This window comes from Streptomyces sp. NPDC086766 (genome assembly GCF_044746005.1).
In the GTDB taxonomy this organism is placed as follows: domain Bacteria; phylum Actinomycetota; class Actinomycetes; order Streptomycetales; family Streptomycetaceae; genus Streptomyces.
The window spans coordinates 180,959-197,848 of sequence record NZ_JBIVBI010000005.1 but is presented as its reverse complement, the minus strand read 5'-3'; the positions used below and the strand labels follow the sequence as shown (position 1 = coordinate 197,848).

16 protein-coding genes are annotated in these 16,890 nt (G+C 71.1%); 11 read left to right on the top strand and 5 right to left on the bottom strand.

From position 1 onward, the window contains the following. Positions 1 to 371 precede the first annotated feature (371 nt). Positions 372 to 602, top strand: coding sequence for a hypothetical protein (locus tag ACIPM1_RS11570; protein WP_402432281.1), 231 nt, complete (start codon positions 372 to 374; stop codon positions 600 to 602). Here the strand turns inward: ACIPM1_RS11570 and ACIPM1_RS11565 are convergent. Further along, positions 583 to 1,053 (bottom strand): ATP-binding protein, encoded by a 471-nt coding sequence (locus ACIPM1_RS11565; RefSeq protein ID WP_402432945.1) that lies wholly within the window; start codon positions 1,051 to 1,053, stop codon positions 583 to 585. The two genes, ACIPM1_RS11570 and ACIPM1_RS11565, sit on opposite strands and share 20 nt — an antisense overlap. Before the next feature lie 208 nt (positions 1,054 to 1,261). On the opposite strand from ACIPM1_RS11565, the gene ACIPM1_RS11560 reads away from it, so the two are divergent. Then, positions 1,262 to 2,182: a Scr1 family TA system antitoxin-like transcriptional regulator gene (locus ACIPM1_RS11560; protein WP_402432942.1), complete on the top strand. Its 921-nt coding sequence runs from the start codon at positions 1,262 to 1,264 to the stop codon at positions 2,180 to 2,182. Then, positions 2,133 to 2,276 (top strand): DUF397 domain-containing protein, encoded by a 144-nt coding sequence (locus ACIPM1_RS11555; protein WP_402432278.1) that lies wholly within the window; start codon positions 2,133 to 2,135, stop codon positions 2,274 to 2,276. Before ACIPM1_RS11560 ends, ACIPM1_RS11555 begins: the two co-directional genes overlap by 50 nt. A gap of 811 nt (positions 2,277 to 3,087) precedes the next feature. On the opposite strand, the gene ACIPM1_RS11550 is transcribed toward ACIPM1_RS11555, so the two are convergent. From ACIPM1_RS11550 to ACIPM1_RS11535, 4 genes are all read right to left on the bottom strand, one after another. Further along, positions 3,088 to 3,306 (bottom strand): hypothetical protein, encoded by a 219-nt coding sequence (locus ACIPM1_RS11550; RefSeq protein ID WP_356184744.1) that lies wholly within the window; start codon positions 3,304 to 3,306, stop codon positions 3,088 to 3,090. 532 nt (positions 3,307 to 3,838) lie between these two features. Further along, entirely contained in the window at positions 3,839 to 4,291 is a 453-nt protein-coding gene (locus ACIPM1_RS11545; protein WP_356184741.1) for a hypothetical protein, read from the bottom strand. 202 nt (positions 4,292 to 4,493) lie between these two features. Beyond that, positions 4,494 to 5,747 (bottom strand): pyridoxal phosphate-dependent aminotransferase, encoded by a 1,254-nt coding sequence (locus ACIPM1_RS11540; protein ID WP_402432273.1) that lies wholly within the window; start codon positions 5,745 to 5,747, stop codon positions 4,494 to 4,496. A gap of 221 nt (positions 5,748 to 5,968) precedes the next feature. After that, positions 5,969 to 7,978, bottom strand: coding sequence for a cell wall-binding repeat-containing protein (locus tag ACIPM1_RS11535; RefSeq protein WP_402432270.1), 2,010 nt, complete (start codon positions 7,976 to 7,978; stop codon positions 5,969 to 5,971). A gap of 603 nt (positions 7,979 to 8,581) precedes the next feature. Between ACIPM1_RS11535 and ACIPM1_RS11530 the strand changes: the two genes are divergently transcribed. From ACIPM1_RS11530 to ACIPM1_RS11495, 8 genes are all read left to right on the top strand, one after another. After that, positions 8,582 to 8,950 carry a hypothetical protein gene (locus tag ACIPM1_RS11530; RefSeq protein WP_402432267.1) on the top strand — a complete coding sequence of 123 codons (369 nt, stop codon included), beginning with the start codon at positions 8,582 to 8,584 and terminating at the stop codon, positions 8,948 to 8,950. Between the two features lie 370 nt (positions 8,951 to 9,320). Further along, on the top strand, positions 9,321 to 9,848 hold the full coding sequence (locus ACIPM1_RS11525; protein ID WP_402432264.1) for a DUF2617 family protein: 528 nt from the start codon (positions 9,321 to 9,323) through the stop codon (positions 9,846 to 9,848). 88 nt (positions 9,849 to 9,936) lie between these two features. Further along, positions 9,937 to 11,577, top strand: coding sequence for a polyamine aminopropyltransferase (locus ACIPM1_RS11520; RefSeq protein ID WP_402432261.1), 1,641 nt, complete (start codon positions 9,937 to 9,939; stop codon positions 11,575 to 11,577). 74 nt (positions 11,578 to 11,651) lie between these two features. Further along, positions 11,652 to 12,557: an SRPBCC family protein gene (locus ACIPM1_RS11515; protein WP_402432258.1), complete on the top strand. Its 906-nt coding sequence runs from the start codon at positions 11,652 to 11,654 to the stop codon at positions 12,555 to 12,557. A 119-nt stretch (positions 12,558 to 12,676) separates the two neighbouring features. Further along, positions 12,677 to 13,465 (top strand): aldose 1-epimerase, encoded by a 789-nt coding sequence (locus ACIPM1_RS11510; RefSeq protein ID WP_402432255.1) that lies wholly within the window; start codon positions 12,677 to 12,679, stop codon positions 13,463 to 13,465. 10 nt (positions 13,466 to 13,475) lie between these two features. Beyond that, positions 13,476 to 14,024 carry an orotate phosphoribosyltransferase gene (gene pyrE / locus ACIPM1_RS11505; RefSeq protein ID WP_356184719.1) on the top strand — a complete coding sequence of 183 codons (549 nt, stop codon included), beginning with the start codon at positions 13,476 to 13,478 and terminating at the stop codon, positions 14,022 to 14,024. A 140-nt stretch (positions 14,025 to 14,164) separates the two neighbouring features. After that, on the top strand, positions 14,165 to 15,196 hold the full coding sequence (fbaA, locus tag ACIPM1_RS11500) for a class II fructose-bisphosphate aldolase (RefSeq protein ID WP_356184717.1): 1,032 nt from the start codon (positions 14,165 to 14,167) through the stop codon (positions 15,194 to 15,196). A 180-nt stretch (positions 15,197 to 15,376) separates the two neighbouring features. After that, positions 15,377 to 16,855 (top strand): MFS transporter, encoded by a 1,479-nt coding sequence (locus ACIPM1_RS11495; protein WP_402432250.1) that lies wholly within the window; start codon positions 15,377 to 15,379, stop codon positions 16,853 to 16,855. Positions 16,856 to 16,890 lie beyond the last annotated feature (35 nt).

Genomic DNA, 16,890 nt, shown 5'->3' with positions numbered 1-16,890 from the left:
GGACCGCAGCCTTCCTCAGCGTAAGCCGGGGGCCGGGCCGCCGCGAGCCGGTGGCGGCCGGGCCCCCGGCGGCGGCCCGGGTTGCTGCGCGTCCGCCGCCCCCGGAGAATCGACGTACCGCCGAAAGGCAGGAGGCCGCCGTGAGAAAAGGGCTTCTGAGCACGACAGTTGCCGGCGCCGCGGCGGGTGTCCTGGCACTGGGCGCGTGCTCCGGCAATCCGCGACCGGCGCCGACGACGCAGCCCCCGACCACCACGGCCACGAGCCCGGCGAGCCCCACGAGTCCGACGGGTTCCGCGTCGCCGAGCAGCCCGGCCGGGACACCGTCCGCCGGCCCCTCCGGCCCGGTTCCCGCCTATCCGGGCGCCACGGTGACCACCCACACCGACGGGTTCACGCTGCTGCACTCCGACGACTCCGTCCGCGAGGTGGGTGCCTTCTACGTGGACACCCTGGCCCGGGAGGGGTGGCGGACGATCTCCAAGTACCAGGGCGAGTTCAGCGTCAACGTCGTCGCCCGGCGCGGCGACGAGGGAGTGACCGTCCAGGTCAGCCCCACCGGATCGGGCACCTCGATCTCCATCACCACGTATCCGAGGTAGCGGCTGCCGCCGGGCCGGGAGGCGCGGTGGGCGGCAGCGGCACATCGGGGGACGAGTCGAGGGACACCTCCCCCCACACCGTCTTCCCCACGGGCCGACGCGGGGCCCAACCCCAGCGCGCGGCGAGGTAGTCCACCAGGAGCAGCCCGCGGCCCGACTCGCCCTCGGGGCAGGCGGCGGGCGGGGCGGCGGGCGGCCGCTTCCGCGCGGCGGCGTCCGCGACCTCGACGCGGACCAGCCCCGCCGCCGCGTCGAGAGCGAGCCGCAGACCGAAGCCGCATCCCGGAACCCGGCCGTGGCGCACGGCGTTCGCCGTGAGTTCGCCGACGACGAGCGCGACCGCGCACGACACGTCCGAAGCCGGCGGATACCCCCATTCCTCCATGCGCCGCACGGCGAGGCGCCGGGCGAGCCGCGCACCTCGCGGCGAAGCGGCGAACTGCGCGGTCATCACGCCCGAGCTGGTCGTTTCTGTCGGCACGGCGTGTCCGTCCTTGTCTGGCGAGCCCTGGCACGTCTCACCCTGTGCGTGAGACGTCACGTTCCGTACTCAAGGATCGTCGGGCGCCCCTACGCTCGGAAGACGGCGCAGCCTTACCTCTCGGCTCGTAAGGAACGGAAGTAACGCCTTGGCCAATGGAATTGACCCGAGCGCCTCCATGGCGGCCCTCTTCGGCGCACGGGTCCGCAGACTCCGCACGGCGGCCGGCCTGACCCAGGCCGAACTCGGCCGGAAGACCCACGTGGTGAGCACCCGCATCACCCAGATCGAACGCGCCTCGGGAGCGAGACCGACGCTGGAACTGGCCCGCGCCCTGGACGCCGCCCTCGGCGCGGACAACCTCCTGGTGGAGCTGTGGCCGTACGTGTACCGGGAGGCGTTTCCGGACTGGTCGCGGGCGTTCATCGAACTCTCGGAGCGGGCGGAGTCCATCAACCAGTACGCGGCACACGTGGTCCCGGGCTTGTTGCAGACCGAGGCGTACGCACGGGCGGTTCTGAGCCTCGACGTACTGCTGTGCAGCGAGCAGCAGTTGGAGGAGCGGGTGGAAGCCCGGCTGGGTCGGCAGGAGCGGCTTCGCTCGCCGGACCGACCGCACCTGTGGGTCGTCCTGGACGAGGCGGTGCTGAGGCGTCCGGTCGGTGGCCGTGCCGTGATGCGGGAACAGTTGGCGCGGCTGCTGGATGCCGCCACGGGACGCCACATCCGTTTGCAGGTCCTGCCGTTCGACCAGGGCGGGCATGAGGCGATGGGCGGGTCGCTGACGATCCTGACCCTGCCGGACGGCTCGATGGCGGCCTACACGGAAGGCTCGGACTACGGCCGGCTCATCGAGGAAACCGCCGACGTCACCCGCTACAAGGCGATCTACGATCGGCTGCGGGCGGCAGCCCTGCCCCCGTTCATGTCACTCGACATGATTCGGTCCGCGATGGAGGGCAACTACCGTGGCGCGAATGTCCCGTCCAGATCTGAACGGCGCCGAGTGGCGCAAGAGCAGTTACAGCAATCAGGCGGGAGGCGACTGCGTGGAGGCGGCGGTGGCGACCGGAACCCCCGGCATCGTCCCCGTCCGTGACAGCAAGGCCCCACACGGTCCCGCCCTGTTCTTCGAGGCCGACTCCTGGACCGCTTTCATAGGCGGGTTGAAGACCGGCCGGCACCGCGCCTGAGCCGGCCGGGTCCCGGCCAAGGCCTGCTTCCCGGTGTGCCGGACCCTCGTCCACGAGGGCCCGGCACACCGCTGACCTCCGTAAAGAACCGGGTACAGGACCACCCGCCCAGGTCACTCCTCAGGGGATCGGAGCTCGTGACTCCGGAAGAAGTGCGCGTCGAGGCGGCCGAGTCCTCCATGGCGCTCATGGAACAGCACGCCACTGACATCCCGGTGAAGCACTCCGCACCGTACTCACCGGACCGAGGTCGGATCGCGCGGCCCCGGAACTCGGTGGCCCCCGGTATATGGGGGCTCGTACCATCGCGCCATGACCGATGACCGAAGGGGCGATGCCGCGTAGGCGCCCCTCAGCCCTGCGGGGCGAACATCCCGTCCGCCTTCTGAGGCGGCGCAGATACCCGTGCATTGATCGACTCTCGGGATCTTGCACGTCCGACCTCCGTCGGCTGGAGCGGACCCGCTTCTGGCCCGAAGCCACGGAAGAAGCCTTCTGGCACTGGAAGTTGATCGCCCAGGGCCCTCTCAGGCAACTGGAAGACTCACTCACAGGTCCTGGTTGCGGCATCCTGGAGTGTGGGTGTTACGGCATCGACTTCCGAGCACACCTCGAAGTCGTTCTCCACGCGCTGCCCAGGAAGAGTGCGCGTGAGCTGCGCGCCCTCGTGCGGGTCCTCGACGAGCGAATTCTGGCGAGAGCCAAGTCCGTCCCTGCTGCGAGTCTGGACATGCCGTGGTGGCGGGATCGGTTCTAGACAGCGCGGCAGCGTGCCGCCGGTCTGCTCCTCGTCAGCCGGCGGCACGGTCGGTCATTCGCCGCATGCAGAGTCGTAGGCCGACTCGTAACCCGCGGTGTAGCCCGCCTTGTACTTCGAGTTGCTCTGGAGCGGGTTGAAGGAGTCCCGGTAGTTGCAGTTCTCGCCGTCGGCCGCCCCAGCCGCCCGTCCGTCCGCCTTTCCCTGCTGGAACGGCGGGCGCGGCTTCAGGAGGTCTTGGTGGGCGCCCGACGTCTGAGCGCCTGCGGCCACCGATGTCTGGGTGGCGGCCGTCGCGGCTGCGGAAGAGACGGTCAGGGCAGCCAACACGACGAGGGGGCTCGCCAGAAGTGCGAGAGTTCGCTTCGCGCGCATAGCTATGCTCTTTCATTGCACTGGTAAAGGGAGGTGGCCTCTCCAGCCGGTGTACTCATCACCCGTGTGATTGAATACCGCACCTTATGCCACCGGGGCCCAGAATCCGGGCCGGAGCCACTGGATCCAGGCCTTGACACCCTCATCTCGGCTTTCCGGCTATGGCTGCCACAGAGAGGGCCCTTGTATTTCGATGGTATGGAGCTGCGGGCGATATGTCCACCTGGGGTCCGCTCGCTATTCCTCTGACCATCAGTCATATAAGGCAGTCAAATTCCTCTGTGGCGGACAGACTTGACGTAGGTGGCGGCACAGGGGAGCCGATGAAAATGTTTCACACACAACGAACCGGCCTCGCGACCCGAGCCAACGCGCGCCAAGGACATGGAAACGGCCCGCCCGATGATGGGGCGGGCCGTACCTCTGATGATCAGGCGGGACCGTCCAGGCTGACGTAGCACGTGTAGTCGCTCTTGGGGTCGCTCTGCGGATTGCCGTCGTATCCGTCTTCCCAGCCGCCACCGGACTCCGGGAATCCCGTGTACGCCTCCTTCTGGGTTCCACCGACCCAGAAGTGGGCCTCCCGGGAATTGTCGACGTCGGAGTCCAGCACGCACGAGAAGTTGTTCTTGCACCAGAACTTCCCGCTCGGCGATCCCGTGGCAACGAACTCGACGTACCAGTAGTCGAAGTTCTCCGAGCCGATCCCGGTCTGGTAGTGCCTGAGGAAGGGGCCGGCGCTGTCCCCGTCCTTCAGCAGGTCGATTTTGTAAGTGTCGGACTCTACACCGCTCTTGGAGGTGCTGAACTTCAGGACGATGTTCTGAAGATCCGCACCCCATTTGTTGAAGAATCGTACATTGATGGTTCGATCGGTTGACATCCGAAAGCACCTCCTTGGCGAGGGTGGGTGTTGTAGCGGAGAGCCGCGGAAACCACCTGATCCGGAGTCGGATGGTGCAAATCAAACCTATTTGCCCTGATGTGCGCCCGCAACTGGTGCGCGGAGCGCGGAGAGACCTTTACAGGTGAACGGTTGGGGAGCCTTGGGCTGGGGGGCCAACAGCCGCTCAGCCCTTTCCTGTTCAGGGCGCCAGGCGCCGCAGGCGGTCGCTCGCCTCCTGGAGGACCGCGTCCTTCTTGCAGAAGGCGAAGCGGACCTGGGTGCGGCCTGCTTCGGGGTCGTCGTAGAAGACGGAGTTGGGGACGGCGACGACGCCGCAGCGGTCGGGGAGGGCGCGGCAGAAGGCGTAGGCGTCCTTCTCGCCGAAGGGGGCGATGTCCGTGGTGATGAAGTACGTGCCCTGCGGCTGGTAGACGGTGAAGCCGGCGGCGCGCAGGCCGTCGGCGAGGAGGTCGCGCTTGCGGCGGTGGTCGGCGCGGAAGGCGGAGAAGTAGGAGTCGGGCAGCGACAGGGCCTCGGCGATGGCGTACTGGAACGGGCCCGAGGCCACGTACGTCAGGAACTGCTTCGCCGAGCGGACCGCCGCCACCAGTGCCGGAGCCGCCGTGATCCAGCCGACCTTCCAGCCGGTGAACGAGAACGTCTTGCCGGCCGAGCCGATCGTCACCGTCCGCTCGCGCATCCCGGGGAAGCACGCCAGCGGCAGGTGCTCGGCGTCGTCGAAGACGAGGTGCTCGTACACCTCGTCGGTGACCACCAGCAGGTCCCGCTCGACGGCCAGTTCCGCGATCGCCGCCAGCTCCTCGCGGGTGAGGACCGTGCCGGTCGGGTTGTGCGGGGTGTTGATCAGCAGCAGCCGGGTCCGGTCGGTCACCGCGGCGCGCAGTTCGTCGAGGTCCAGGCGGAACGCGGCGTCCCGGGCGCCCTCCTCGTGGTGCGGGCGCAGGGTGACCGGCACCCGCCTGCCGCCCGCCATCGCGATGCAGGCGGCGTAGGAGTCGTAGTACGGCTCCAGGGCGACGACCTCGTCCCCGGGCTCCAGCAGCGCCAGCAGCGAGGCCGCGATGGCCTCGGTGGCGCCCGCGGTCACCAGCACCTCCGTGTCCGGGTCGTACGACAGGCCGTACCGCCGCTGCTGGTGGGCGGCGATCGCCGTGCGCAGCTCGGGGACGCCCGGGCCCGGCGGGTACTGGTTGCCGCGCCCGTCCCGCAGGGCCCGCACGGCGGCCTCCCGGATCTCCTCGGGGCCGTCCGTGTCGGGGAAGCCCTGCCCGAGGTTGATCGAACCCGTCCGCACCGCCAGGGCGGACATCTCGGCGAAGATCGTCGTCCCGAACTCGGTGAGCCGCCTGTTCAGGAGCGGGCGTGCGCCGGCGGCGCCGGAGCCGGCGGTGTCTGCGCTGGAGGGGCGTGCGCTGGAGGTCATGGCGGCCATCCTGCGTCCAAGCGCTGCAGTTCCTCAACCACCTTCACGGACGAGTACCTGCGGAGCGGACCGGCATTCGGGCGGCCGTTCTTCGGCCGCCTTCCCTGGAGAGCACGTCGGCGCTACTGGGTAGCGGGGTGCCGCACCCCACTCCCCAGTAGCGCCGTTGTGGTGGCCGAGCCCTCGGTGACCTTCTCGACGTCGGAGTTCCTGGTCCCGTAAGGAGGGATCTACCTCGTGGTCGTCACCCGCAGCGGTGCGAGGTCCGGACTCGGAGCGGACCCGGTGGTGCCGCCGGACAGCGTCTGGGTGGACGTCGTCTGCGGAGCCACACCCTTGTAGTACGGCGTGTAGACGTAGTGGGTGCCCACGCCGATGGCCGCACCGATCTTCGGAATGACCGACGCGTCGACCGATCCGGTGCCGCCGAAGACGGCCACGTGGTACATGCTCGACGACATCCGCATCAGGTACCGCTTGGTGTCGTACGACAGCGAGGTGGTGTCGGTCCACAGCAACGGACCGTACGTGGTCATCGCCGACGACGCGGAGACACCGCCTCGCCAGCTCCCCACGGAGGCCACCGCGGCGTTCGACGGCAGCGACCACCACAGGTCAGCGAGCTGCATGGCGTTCGACTGTGGCGTGGAGCCGGCGACCCGGTAGTAGTGGTACGAGCTGGGCCACTTGGGCATCTTGCCGGCCTTGTACGCCCTGGTCAGCGCCGACTCGGCGTCGGTCCCCACCGTGATGATCTTCGTCGTGCTCGGGCTGTACTTGTCGAGGTATCCATAAACCGACGCAGTCATGGTCGTGCCGTCGGTCAGGACGACGGTCGCGGTTCCGGAACTACCCATGGAACCGGCGGCGGAGCTCGCCGCGAGGGCGTTGTGGTAGTCGGTGCCGGTTGCCACGAAGATGTACTTCGGCGTGCTGGTGACGGTGTTGGCCACGGCCACCGAGGTGGAGTAGCGCGAGGTGCCGGACAGCCGCTTGGCCACGTATCCGAGCGAGGTCACCTTGGACGCCACCGTGCTGCTGAGGATCGTGCTGCCGCCGATCAGGTAGACGGTCTTGCCCTTCGGCAGCATGCGCTTGAGCTCCGTCTGCACCGAGGAGTCCAGGCCCGTGCCGGACGTCATCAGCACCGGCCCGTGCTTCTTGCCGGCCAGCGATGTCGCGGTGGTGGCGTACGCCGAGTCGGACTTGCTGATGAGCACGGCCGCGCCCGCGTTCTTCAGGCCGGGCGTGCTCGTACCGACCGTGTTCCAGGTCCACTTGGACGCGGCGATGTTCGTGTCGTACGAGTCCGAGCCCCAGACACGGGAGATCGCGTTGTCACGGAGCGGCTGCCAGGCCACGTTCGTGCCCTGGGCCTGGGGCACCTGCGTGTCCGTGCCCGTGCCGAGGTCGTGGATCCAGACCTGCGGGCCCTGGGGGACGTCCGGGTTGCCGGAGACGTAGATGTCGTACGCGATCCGGTCGCCCTGCGGCGACCAGGCCGGACGGTTGTGGTCGGTCGCGTCCGTGGTGAGCTGGGTCAGCCCGGTGCCGTCGGTCTTGACCGTGAAGAGCTGCTTGTGACCGTCGACCGACCGGGTGAAGGCCACCGACTGGCCGTCGGGGGAGATGCTCGGCTCGCTCGCGTCATCGGCCACCTCGGTGAATGCGCCGGAACGGCCGTTGTAGACCCAGACGGCCGGGGTGCCGGCGGTGGCGCAAGTCGTTCCCGTCCGCACGAAGGCGAGCATGCCGTTCACCGCTCCGCTCGGCTGCGAGTCGCAGCCGTCGACGTCGGTGCCGAACAGGGCCTTGGGCGTGCGGGTGCCGTCGGCCGCGGTCAGCCGCAGCCGACCACCGGCCGTGAAGACGACATCGCCGCCGCCGTACCAGAACGTCGGATCGTGCGGATGCCAGCCACTGCCCGACGGCATGGCCATGTCGATGCTCTGCGACCCGTCGGACAACGCCGTGGCGATGTGGTCGTCGTACGGGTTCACGAAGACGATCTGGCTGCCGTCGGCGGACCAGGCGCCCTGGTTTCCGGTCGGATAGAACTGGGACAACCGCGACCCGTCTGGGTTGATGTAGTTCATCGAGCTGCCGCCGGCCGTGTACAGCAGCTGCCCGTCGGTGGCGGGCCAGCTGCTGGAGACGGCCGCCGCCGGCCCCGGAAGTGCGGCGACGAGGCCCGCCGCGAGCGCTGTGGCGCCGGTGAGCGCCGCGAGTCTGCGGCGCATACGCATGTTCAATGTGCCCCCACAAGTGAATGGTTGGCCGCCGTGCTCCTCCCCCAAGGTGAACGGACGGCGTCATGCTCATCCACACGGCGGCGACGAAACACTAGAGCCAGGCCCCGGCAGCCGGGAAGAGACAGAAGATCACGGCTTCGCAAGCGCTTGCGAGCCGACAGGGTCCGCCCGTCGACGGAGTGGCGCGGCAGCCGTGTCACGCTCTCGGGGCCGCAGAGCGTCGTCTCCGCCTGACACCCGCGCGTACGGTGAACCCGCAGAGATCACGTTGCCGTGGGACGTGCCCGAGGGGCCGAAGGTGTCCGCCCGGCTGATCTTCACTGCTGAGCGCGCCCACCGCGTCATCGACTCGGTGTTCCAGCGCCTCTTTGAGGAACATCACGGCCCACAGGCGGCCCGGTGGGACCCCGACCGCCCCGGACCTGAACTTCTGTGCAGGCCACGGGGTTTCCTCTTGCGGGACCCTCTGAAGTTCCTCAAGTGTGCTTTGGCCGGTGTGGCGGCCGGGCATCCCCCGGGCACGCAACGAGCGAGGCGTCCACGGGGGCCGCTTCGGGGGACATCACGGGGAATCGGAAGGAGGGTGACGCCATGGTCATCGGCATCATCCTGACGGTGATGGCAGTGCTGTTCGCGGCGGTGCTGGTGTCCGGCCTGCGCCGGAACGGGCGCAGCCGGGACATGCGGCGGAACGCGCGGCGGAACGGGGTGCGCGCGGGGTCGTACAGCGGGAGCCGGGGGAGCGGCAGCGGGAGCAGCAGTGACGCGGGCGCCGTCGGCTGGTGGGCCGCTTCGGGGGACAGCGGCTCGTCGTCGTCCGGGGGCCACCACTCCGGCGGGCACCACGGCCACTCCTGCGGCAGCAGTCACTCCTGCGGTGGCAACTCCTCCTGCGGCGGAGGGTCCTCCTGCGGCGGCGGTTCGTCCTGCGGGGGCGGCGGATGCGGCGGAGGCAGCTGACACGGGCGAGCGCACCGCTCGCGGGGCAGCCGGCCCCGCTGACGGGGGAGCCGTGTACCGACGGGCGCCCGGCGGGAAACCTCTCCCGGCGGGCGCCCCGGTGTGTGGCCCGGTGTGTGCCCGCGGGCCCGGCGCCCTCCCTGGTTGAACAGTTGAGCTGTGGAGCCCTCTAGGGGATGGAAAGCCCCCGAAGTTGGGTAAAAACGCTGTGGCGAAACCGCCGTTCATGATTCCCTCTACTTCACCGACGCAGCCCCTCGGACGTCCCGCACCCCCCTCCCGAACTGGGCTGACCGGGCCGTCCCCCTGTGCCGACAGGGGTACGTCGGCCCCACACCTCCCTTTTCTTGCGTGCAAGCGGAGCCGATCCATGCTCACGACCCTGAACACCTCTTACACCGACACGCGCGCGGCCGACCTCGCCTGGGCCCTGGGGCGCGAACCGCTCCCTGCCCTGGCCACGCTGGATCTTGAACTCGCTGGTGCGAAAATGCAGTTGAGACTTCTCGGCGCGTCCCACCAGGTGATCCTGGAGGAGGCCCGGGGCCTTTGTTCGGAGACCGTGGCGTGCCTGCCGGGCTCGAGTACGCCCCTTCCGCTGGGTGTCGCCAAACGGATCGGCGACTGGGAGTACGAGTTCGCGGCTCGCGTGGAAGTGCTGTCGCCCGGTTCGTTCGCCGGCCGTGCCCAGGAACTGCTCGCCCTCGTCTCCGACCATCCCCAGGGCCTCGCCGGTGTCTTCCCCGGCAGCCCGCACGCGTTCACCGCGCTGCTGGCGCAGCGGCACGACGGCCAGGTGCACTGGCGCACCTGGCACGCCTATCCGCAGGACGGTCAGTTGGTGGCGACGCGGACGAAGGTGGGGGCGCGCCGATCGGCGCTGGCCGGGACCGGCTGAACCATTCAAACTTCCGTGCCCCATCCACCTCTTTTTCCACACGTGTGGGTGACGAAGCGCCCCATGGCCGTGACGTAACGTCGCAGTCGTGATCGAACCGCACGCCCCGGCCCCGCCCGGCACCGCACCACCCTGGGGCGGCCCCGTGAGACTGCCCGTCCGTCCGGGCACCGGCCGGTTCCTCGTGCTCGCGGGCGTCTTCGTCTGTGCGGCCTGCGGTTTGGTGTACGAGCTCGAACTGGTCGCTCTGGCCTCCTACTTGATGGGCGACTCTGTCACCCAGGCGTCCGTCGTGCTGTCCGTCATGGTGTTCGCGATGGGCATCGGCTCGCTCGCCGCGAAACGTCTGCGGCACCACGCCGCCATCGGCTTCGGGGTGATCGAGGCGGCACTCGCCCTCGTCGGCGGATGCAGCGCCATGGCGCTGTACGCCGTCTTCGCCTGGACCGGCGCCTGGGGCGGGCTGTGGGTGAACGGGCCGCGCTGCCTGCTGGTCGCCTTCTCGCTCGCCATAGGCCTGCTGATCGGCGCCGAGGTGCCGCTGCTGATGGAGCTGATCCAGCGGATCCGGCGTCAGGACGCGGGCGGCGCGGTCGCCGACCTGTTCGCCGCGGACTACGTCGGCGCGCTCGTCGGCGGCCTCGCTTTTCCCTTCCTGCTGCTGCCGATGCTGGGCCAGTTGACCGGCGCGCTCCTCACCGGCGCGGTCAACGTGGTGGCGGGCGGCGCTCTCGTCCTCGGCCTGTTCCGCCGGGATCTGAGCCCGCGCGGGCGCCGGCTGCTGCTGGCCGCCAACCTCGCGGTGCTCGGCCTGCTCGCCTCGGCCGCCGTCCTGGTCGGCGACTTCGAACGGGCGGCGCGGCAGGCGGTGTACGGCACGGACGTCCGGGTGGCGCTGCGGACGGGCGTGCAGGAGGTGGTCCTCGCCGGGGGCACCCGGGGCCGGCCCTTGAACCTCTATCTCGACGGGCGGCTGCGGGTCGGCGGCCGCGACGAGCTCCGCTACCACGAGGCGCTCGTGCACCCGGTGATGACCGGACCGCACGCGCGTGTGCTGATCCTCGGCGGCGGCGACGGCCTCGCCGCGCGCGAGGTGCTCCGGCATCCCGGCGTCGACCGGGTGGACATCGTCGAACTCGACCCGGCCGTCGTCCACCTGGCCCGCAGCGACCCGTCCCTCGCCCGGCTGAACGGGCACGCGTACCGCGACCGGCGCGTGCACGTCACCACGGCCGACGTCTTCGGCTGGCTGCGCGGGGCGCCGCCCGCCGGGTACGACGTGGTCATCGCGGACCTGCCCGACCCGGGCATCACCGCGAGCACGAAGCTGTACGCGCAGGAGTTCTACGGCCTGGCCCGGCGGGCCATGGCCGCCGACGGGCGGCTGGTGGTGCACGCCGGTCCGGTCTCCTCCCGCCCGCGGGTCTTCTGGACGGTGGAGGCGACGATCCGGGCGGCCGGCCTGCGTACCACCCCGTACCGCGTCGGCGGCCGGGTCGCCGGGTTCGCCGTCGGGCCCGACCGTACGGCCGGAGCCTCCCGGCCGCCCGGCGACTGGGGGTTCGTGCTGGCGGCCCGGACGACTCCCGCCCTGCGGCTGGACCCGGGCGCCCCACGCCCGCGGACGCTCACCCCGGCCGGGCTCGCGGCGGACTTCCGCGCGGCGGCCCGCACACGTGTACGCCATCTGCCGCCGTCCACGCTGGTCCACCCGCGATACGCGGACTGAGGACCCGCCCGCAGGAGAACGAGACGGTTACGAGGACGTATCCCCGGCCGTCAAACTGGGTACCCTCGGCTGACATGGAGCACGAGGTGTTCGTTCCGGTCCCGGCCCGGCGGCTGCGGGCGGCGCTCGCCGACCCCGCACAGGTGGCGCGCGCGGTGCCCGGGCTCCAGCGGGAAGCGGGTGCCGAGCCCGTCGCCGGGCGCCTGAAGGTGCGGATCGGCGGCCATTCCATCACCTACCGGGGCACCCTGCGGGTCTCCGCCCGCGACGACGGGTCGTACGCCGTCGAGGGGGACGCCACCGAGTCCCGGGGCACCGGCTCGGTCAAGCTCGCGCTCACGCTCCGGGTGCGGGACGCCGAGGGCGGCTGCGTGCTCGTCTTCGAGGGCACCGCCTCCGCGGACGGCCGGGTCGAGGAACTGCCCGAGGATGCGGTGCGCTCGGCGGCGGTCCGGCTGCTGAACCGTTTCGCGGAGCACCTGGCCACCGGCAACGACACCGGCACCGGCACCGACTCCGGTACCGCCGCCTCCGGCCCTGGCGCCGGCACGGAGAGTGCGTCCGCCGGAGGCACGGAAGACCTGCCCGCCGAGCCCGAGCCCGCCTCCGCGTTCGACACCGAGGCGCCTCCGCCCTCCCTCGCCCCGTCGGCGGACGAGGGCGAGGAAGAAGGAGAAGCAGGGAAGACAGGGGAAGCGGAAGCCGGAGAGGCCGGGGGAGAAGCCGCGGAGGAAGCGGCACCGGAAGCGGCGGCAGCGCCGGCCGCCGAGCCGCCCGCCGAGGCGGCGCACGCCCGGCGAACGATGATCGGACGCAGCGCGGAGGAGGTCGACCACGCCCCGCCGCGCGGCCGTTATGCCCCCGTCCCGGCCCCTCTCACCGTCTCCTCCAGCCCCGCCCTGCGCTGGGCGGCCCCCGCGGCGGCCCTGGTCGTGGCCTCGGCGATCGTCCTGGGGCGAGCTCTCAGACGCCGCCGCTGACCCCCCACCCCACCTCCGCCCCCCTCCCCACCGCACCACCGCCGCCACCTCACCCCCGCCGTCACCGCCGGTGGCCGGGACGCGCACCGCGCTCTTGATCGGCCCAGTAGCCTCGTCGCGTGAGTAACGAAGACATCACGCTGACCGCGGGTGACGCGGAAGTGACCGTGCGGCCGGGCGACGGGGGACGGATCGGGGGGCTCCGGGTCGGTGGGCTCGAACTGCTGCGCCAGGGGGAGCGGTTCGGTTGCTTCCCGATGGTCCCCTGGTGCGGGCGCATCCGCGACGGCCGGTTCCGGGACGGTGCCGCCGTCCACCAGATGCCGCTGAACTCCCCGCCGCACGCCATCCACGGCACGGCCCGCGACGGCGCGTGGACCACCGCCCGCACCACACGGAGCGAGGCGGTCCTCACGTACGACCTCGTCGACCCCTGGCCCTACGCCGGCCGCGTCACCCAGGTGGTCGCCCTGAGCGGGGAGGCCCTGACGCTGACCATGTCCGTGGAGACGTACGACTCCTCGTTCCCGGCGCAGATCGGCTGGCACCCGTGGTTCAACCGCACCCTCGGCGGCGAGGGCGTGCGGCTCGACTTCAGCGCCGCCTGGCAGGAGGAGCGCGGCGCGGACCACCTGCCCACCGGGCGGCGCACCGACCCCGCCCCCGGACCCTGGGACGACTGCTTCGGGATGCCCGGCGGCGTCGACGTCACGCTCACCTGGCCGGGTCGGCTGGAGCTGAGGGTGACCAGCCCCGAGGAGTGGGTCGTCGTCTACGACGAGCAGGACGCGGCCGTGTGCGTGGAGCCGCAGACCGGCCCGCCCAACGGCCTCAACACGCTCCCGCGCCTGGTCACGCCCCTGGAGCCGCTGGAGGCCACGACCACCTGGGCCTGGCGCCGCCCTTAAGCTGGCTGCCATGAGTGACGTACGCGGCGAGCTGCTGCAGGAGATCAAGGACAAGGCCGTGGTGCACGGCAAGGTGACCCTGTCGTCGGGCAAGGAAGCCGACTACTACATCGACCTGCGCCGCATCACGCTCGACGGCGTGGCCGCCCCGCTGGTCGGCCAGGTCATGCTCGACCTGACCGCCGACCTGGACTTCGACGCGGTCGGCGGCCTCACCCTGGGCGCGGACCCGGTGGCCACCGCGATGCTGCACGCCTCCGCCGCCCGCGGCCGCACCCTGGACGCCTTCGTCGTGCGCAAGGCGGGCAAGGCGCACGGGCTGCAGCGCCGGATCGAGGGCGCCGAGGTGGCCGGCCGCCGGGTGCTGGCCGTCGAGGACACCTCCACCACGGGCGGGTCGGTGCTCACCGCGGTGGAGGCGCTGCGGGAGGCCGGCGCGGAGGTCGTCGCGGTCGCCACGATCGTGGACCGGGCGACCGGCGCGGCCGAGGCGATCGCCGAAAAGGCCGGTGTCCCCTACGTGTTCGCGTACTCGAAGGACGACCTGGATCTGGACTGAGCCACCGGGTTATCCACAGGCTGGACAGGGTGTCCGAAGGATCCGGCTCCGTCTGCAAAGATGGGGCCGACGACGACGTCACCCCCTAGGTCAGGGCCTTCAGTACGCAGAACGCCACCCGCACATACAAGGAGCGGACCATGCCCATCGCAACCCCCGAGGTCTACAACGAGATGCTCGACCGGGCGAAGGCAGGCAAGTTCGCCTACCCGGCCATCAACGTGACGTCTTCCCAGACCCTGCACGCGGCCCTGCGCGGTTTCGCCGAGGCGGAGAGCGACGGCATCGTCCAGATCTCGACGGGTGGCGCCGAGTTCCTGGGCGGCCAGTACAGCAAGGACATGGTCACCGGCGCGGTGGCCCTGGCCGAGTTCGCGCACATCGTCGCCGAGAAGTACCCGGTCAACATCGCGCTGCACACCGACCACTGCCCGAAGGACAAGCTCGACGGGTACGTGCGTCCGCTGCTCGCGCTCTCCCAGAAGCGTGTCGAGGCCGGCCTGAACCCGCTGTTCCAGTCGCACATGTGGGACGGCTCGGCGGAGACCCTCGCGGACAACCTCGCCATCGCCCAGGAGTTGCTGGAGCAGGCCCGCGCCGCCAGGATCATCCTCGAGGTCGAGATCACCCCGACCGGTGGCGAGGAGGACGGCGTCTCCCACGAGATCAACGACTCGCTGTACACCACGGTCGAGGACGCGGTCCGCACCGCCGAGGCCCTCGGCCTGGGCGAGAAGGGCCGCTACCTGCTGGCCGCCTCCTTCGGCAACGTGCACGGTGTGTACAAGCCGGGCAACGTCGTGCTCCGCCCCGACCTGCTCAAGGACCTCAACGAGGGTGTCGCGGCGAAGTACGGCCGGCCGTCCGGCAGCCAGCCCTTCGACTTCGTCTTCCACGGCGGTTCCGGCTCCACGGAGGAGGAGATCCGCACCGCCCTGGAGAACGGCGTCGTGAAGATGAACATCGACACGGACACCCAGTACGCCTTCACCCGCCCGGTCGCCGACCACATGTTCAGGAACTACGACGGCGTCCTGAAGGTCGACGGCGAGGTCGGCAACAAGAAGACCTACGACCCGCGCACCTGGGGCAAGCTCGCCGAGGCGTCGATGTCGCAGCGCGTCGTCCAGGCCTGCGGCAACCTGCGCTCCACGGGCACGAAGATCAAGTAACCGGTTCTCCCGCACGGCCGGTGACGGCCCCGGCGCCCACGGTGCCGGGGCCGTTCCCGTCCGCTGCCGGGCCGTACCCCGCTGCCGGGGCCGTTCCCGTCCGCTGTCGGCCGTGCCCGTTTCGGCACCTCGGTGGCCGTCCGTCTGGCAGTGCGGGAGCGGGCGCGGGATGATCCCCGCATGGCTGTCACCGCGCAGCACGCCCCCGCCGTCAGGATCTCCACCCCCACCGGGCGCTGGATCCTCCTCACCACCGTGCTCGGCTCCAGCATGGCCCTGCTGGACTCGACGGTCGTCAACGTCGCCCTTCCCCACATCGGCCGGGACCTGGACGCGAGCCTCGCCGCCCTCCAGTGGACCGTCAACGCGTACATGCTCACGCTGGCCGGCCTGATCCTCCTCGGCGGCTCCCTCGGCGACCGCTACGGCCGCCGCAGGATCTTCGTGCTCGGCGTCCTGTGGTTCGCCGCCGCCTCCCTGCTGTGCGGCCTCGCCCCGAACGCCGGCGTCCTGGTCGCCGCCCGCGCCCTGCAGGGCATCGGCGGCGCCCTGCTCACCCCCGGCTCGCTCGCCCTCATCCAGGCCTCCTTCCACCCCGACGACCGGGCCCGGGCCGTCGGCCTGTGGTCGGGGTTCGGCGGCATCGGCGCGGCGGTCGGCCCGTTCGTCGGCGGCTGGCTGGTGGACGGCCCCGGCTGGCGCTGGGTCTTCCTGCTCAACGTGCCGCTCGCCCTGGTCTGCGCCCCCGTCGCGGTGCGGCACGTGCCCGAGTCGGCGGACCCCGGCGCCCACGGCCGCTTCGACGTGCTCGGCGCGGCCCTCGGCGCCCTCTCCCTCGCGCTGGTGACGTACGCGCTGATCGAGGCGGGGCACGGGTCCGCCGCCGTGGCGCCGACCGCGGCCGCCGGAGTCGCCGCGGGCGTCGCCTTCGTGTACGTCGAGAAGCACCGCGCCACGGCGGCGATGATGCCGCTCGACATCTTCGCCTCCCGCCAGTTCACCGCGGTCAACCTGGTCACCCTGTGCGTGTACGCGGCCTTCGGCGGCTTCTTCTTCCTCACCGCCCTCCAGCTCCAGGTCGTGGTCGGCTGGTCGGCGCTCCAGGCGGGCACCGCCCTGCTGCCGACGACCGTCCTCATGCTGCTGTTCTCGGCTCGTTCGGGCGCCCTCGCGGACCGCATCGGGCCCCGCATCCCCCTCACGGCCGGCCCTCTGTTGTGTGCCGCCGCGATGCTGCTGATGCTGCGGGTCGGCGAGGGCGCGGACTACCTCACCGACGTGCTGCCCGCCCTGCTGGTCATGGGCGCCGGCATGGTCACCCTCGTCGCCCCGCTGACCGCCACCGTCCTCGCCTCCGTGGCCACCGCCCGGGCCGGGCTGGCGAGCGGCATCAACAACGCCGCCGCGCGCGCGGCCGGGTTGGTCGCGGTGGCCGCGTTGCCACTGGTCAGCGGGATGGGCCCGGAGGCCTACCGCTCGGCGACCGCCTTCGACGCCGCGTTCCGCCGGGCCATGCCGGTGCTGGCGGGGGTGCTGGTGGCCGGGGCGGTGCTGGCCTGCGCGACGGTGCGCCGGCCGGCCCCGGGCTGCCGTCATCCCGAGTGCCGCACCCACGGCTGCGTGACGGCCCCGCCGCTGGAGGACGGGCACCACGGGTGAGGCATCGCCCGGCCCGGCGCCGGGCGGATGCCGCA

Bases quoted from the DNA above. Each gene is read 5' to 3' on its own strand.
- ACIPM1_RS11535 (WP_402432270.1), bottom strand. From the start codon at position 7,978: ATGCGCCGCAGACTCGCGGCGCTCACCGGCGCCACAGCGCTCGCGGCG.
- ACIPM1_RS11515 (WP_402432258.1), top strand. From the start codon at position 11,652: ATGGAGCACGAGGTGTTCGTTCCGGTCCCGGCCCGGCGGCTGCGGGCG.
- fbaA (WP_356184717.1), top strand. From the start codon at position 14,165: ATGCCCATCGCAACCCCCGAGGTCTACAACGAGATGCTCGACCGGGCG.
- ACIPM1_RS11560 (WP_402432942.1), top strand. From the start codon at position 1,262: ATGGCGGCCCTCTTCGGCGCACGGGTCCGCAGACTCCGCACGGCGGCC.
- ACIPM1_RS11540 (WP_402432273.1), bottom strand. From the start codon at position 5,747: ATGGCCGCCATGACCTCCAGCGCACGCCCCTCCAGCGCAGACACCGCC.
- pyrE (WP_356184719.1), top strand. From the start codon at position 13,476: ATGAGTGACGTACGCGGCGAGCTGCTGCAGGAGATCAAGGACAAGGCC.
- ACIPM1_RS11495 (WP_402432250.1), top strand. From the start codon at position 15,377: ATGGCTGTCACCGCGCAGCACGCCCCCGCCGTCAGGATCTCCACCCCC.
- ACIPM1_RS11525 (WP_402432264.1), top strand. From the start codon at position 9,321: ATGCTCACGACCCTGAACACCTCTTACACCGACACGCGCGCGGCCGAC.
- ACIPM1_RS11530 (WP_402432267.1), top strand. From the start codon at position 8,582: ATGGTCATCGGCATCATCCTGACGGTGATGGCAGTGCTGTTCGCGGCG.
- ACIPM1_RS11565 (WP_402432945.1), bottom strand. From the start codon at position 1,053: ATGACCGCGCAGTTCGCCGCTTCGCCGCGAGGTGCGCGGCTCGCCCGG.
- ACIPM1_RS11545 (WP_356184741.1), bottom strand. From the start codon at position 4,291: ATGTCAACCGATCGAACCATCAATGTACGATTCTTCAACAAATGGGGT.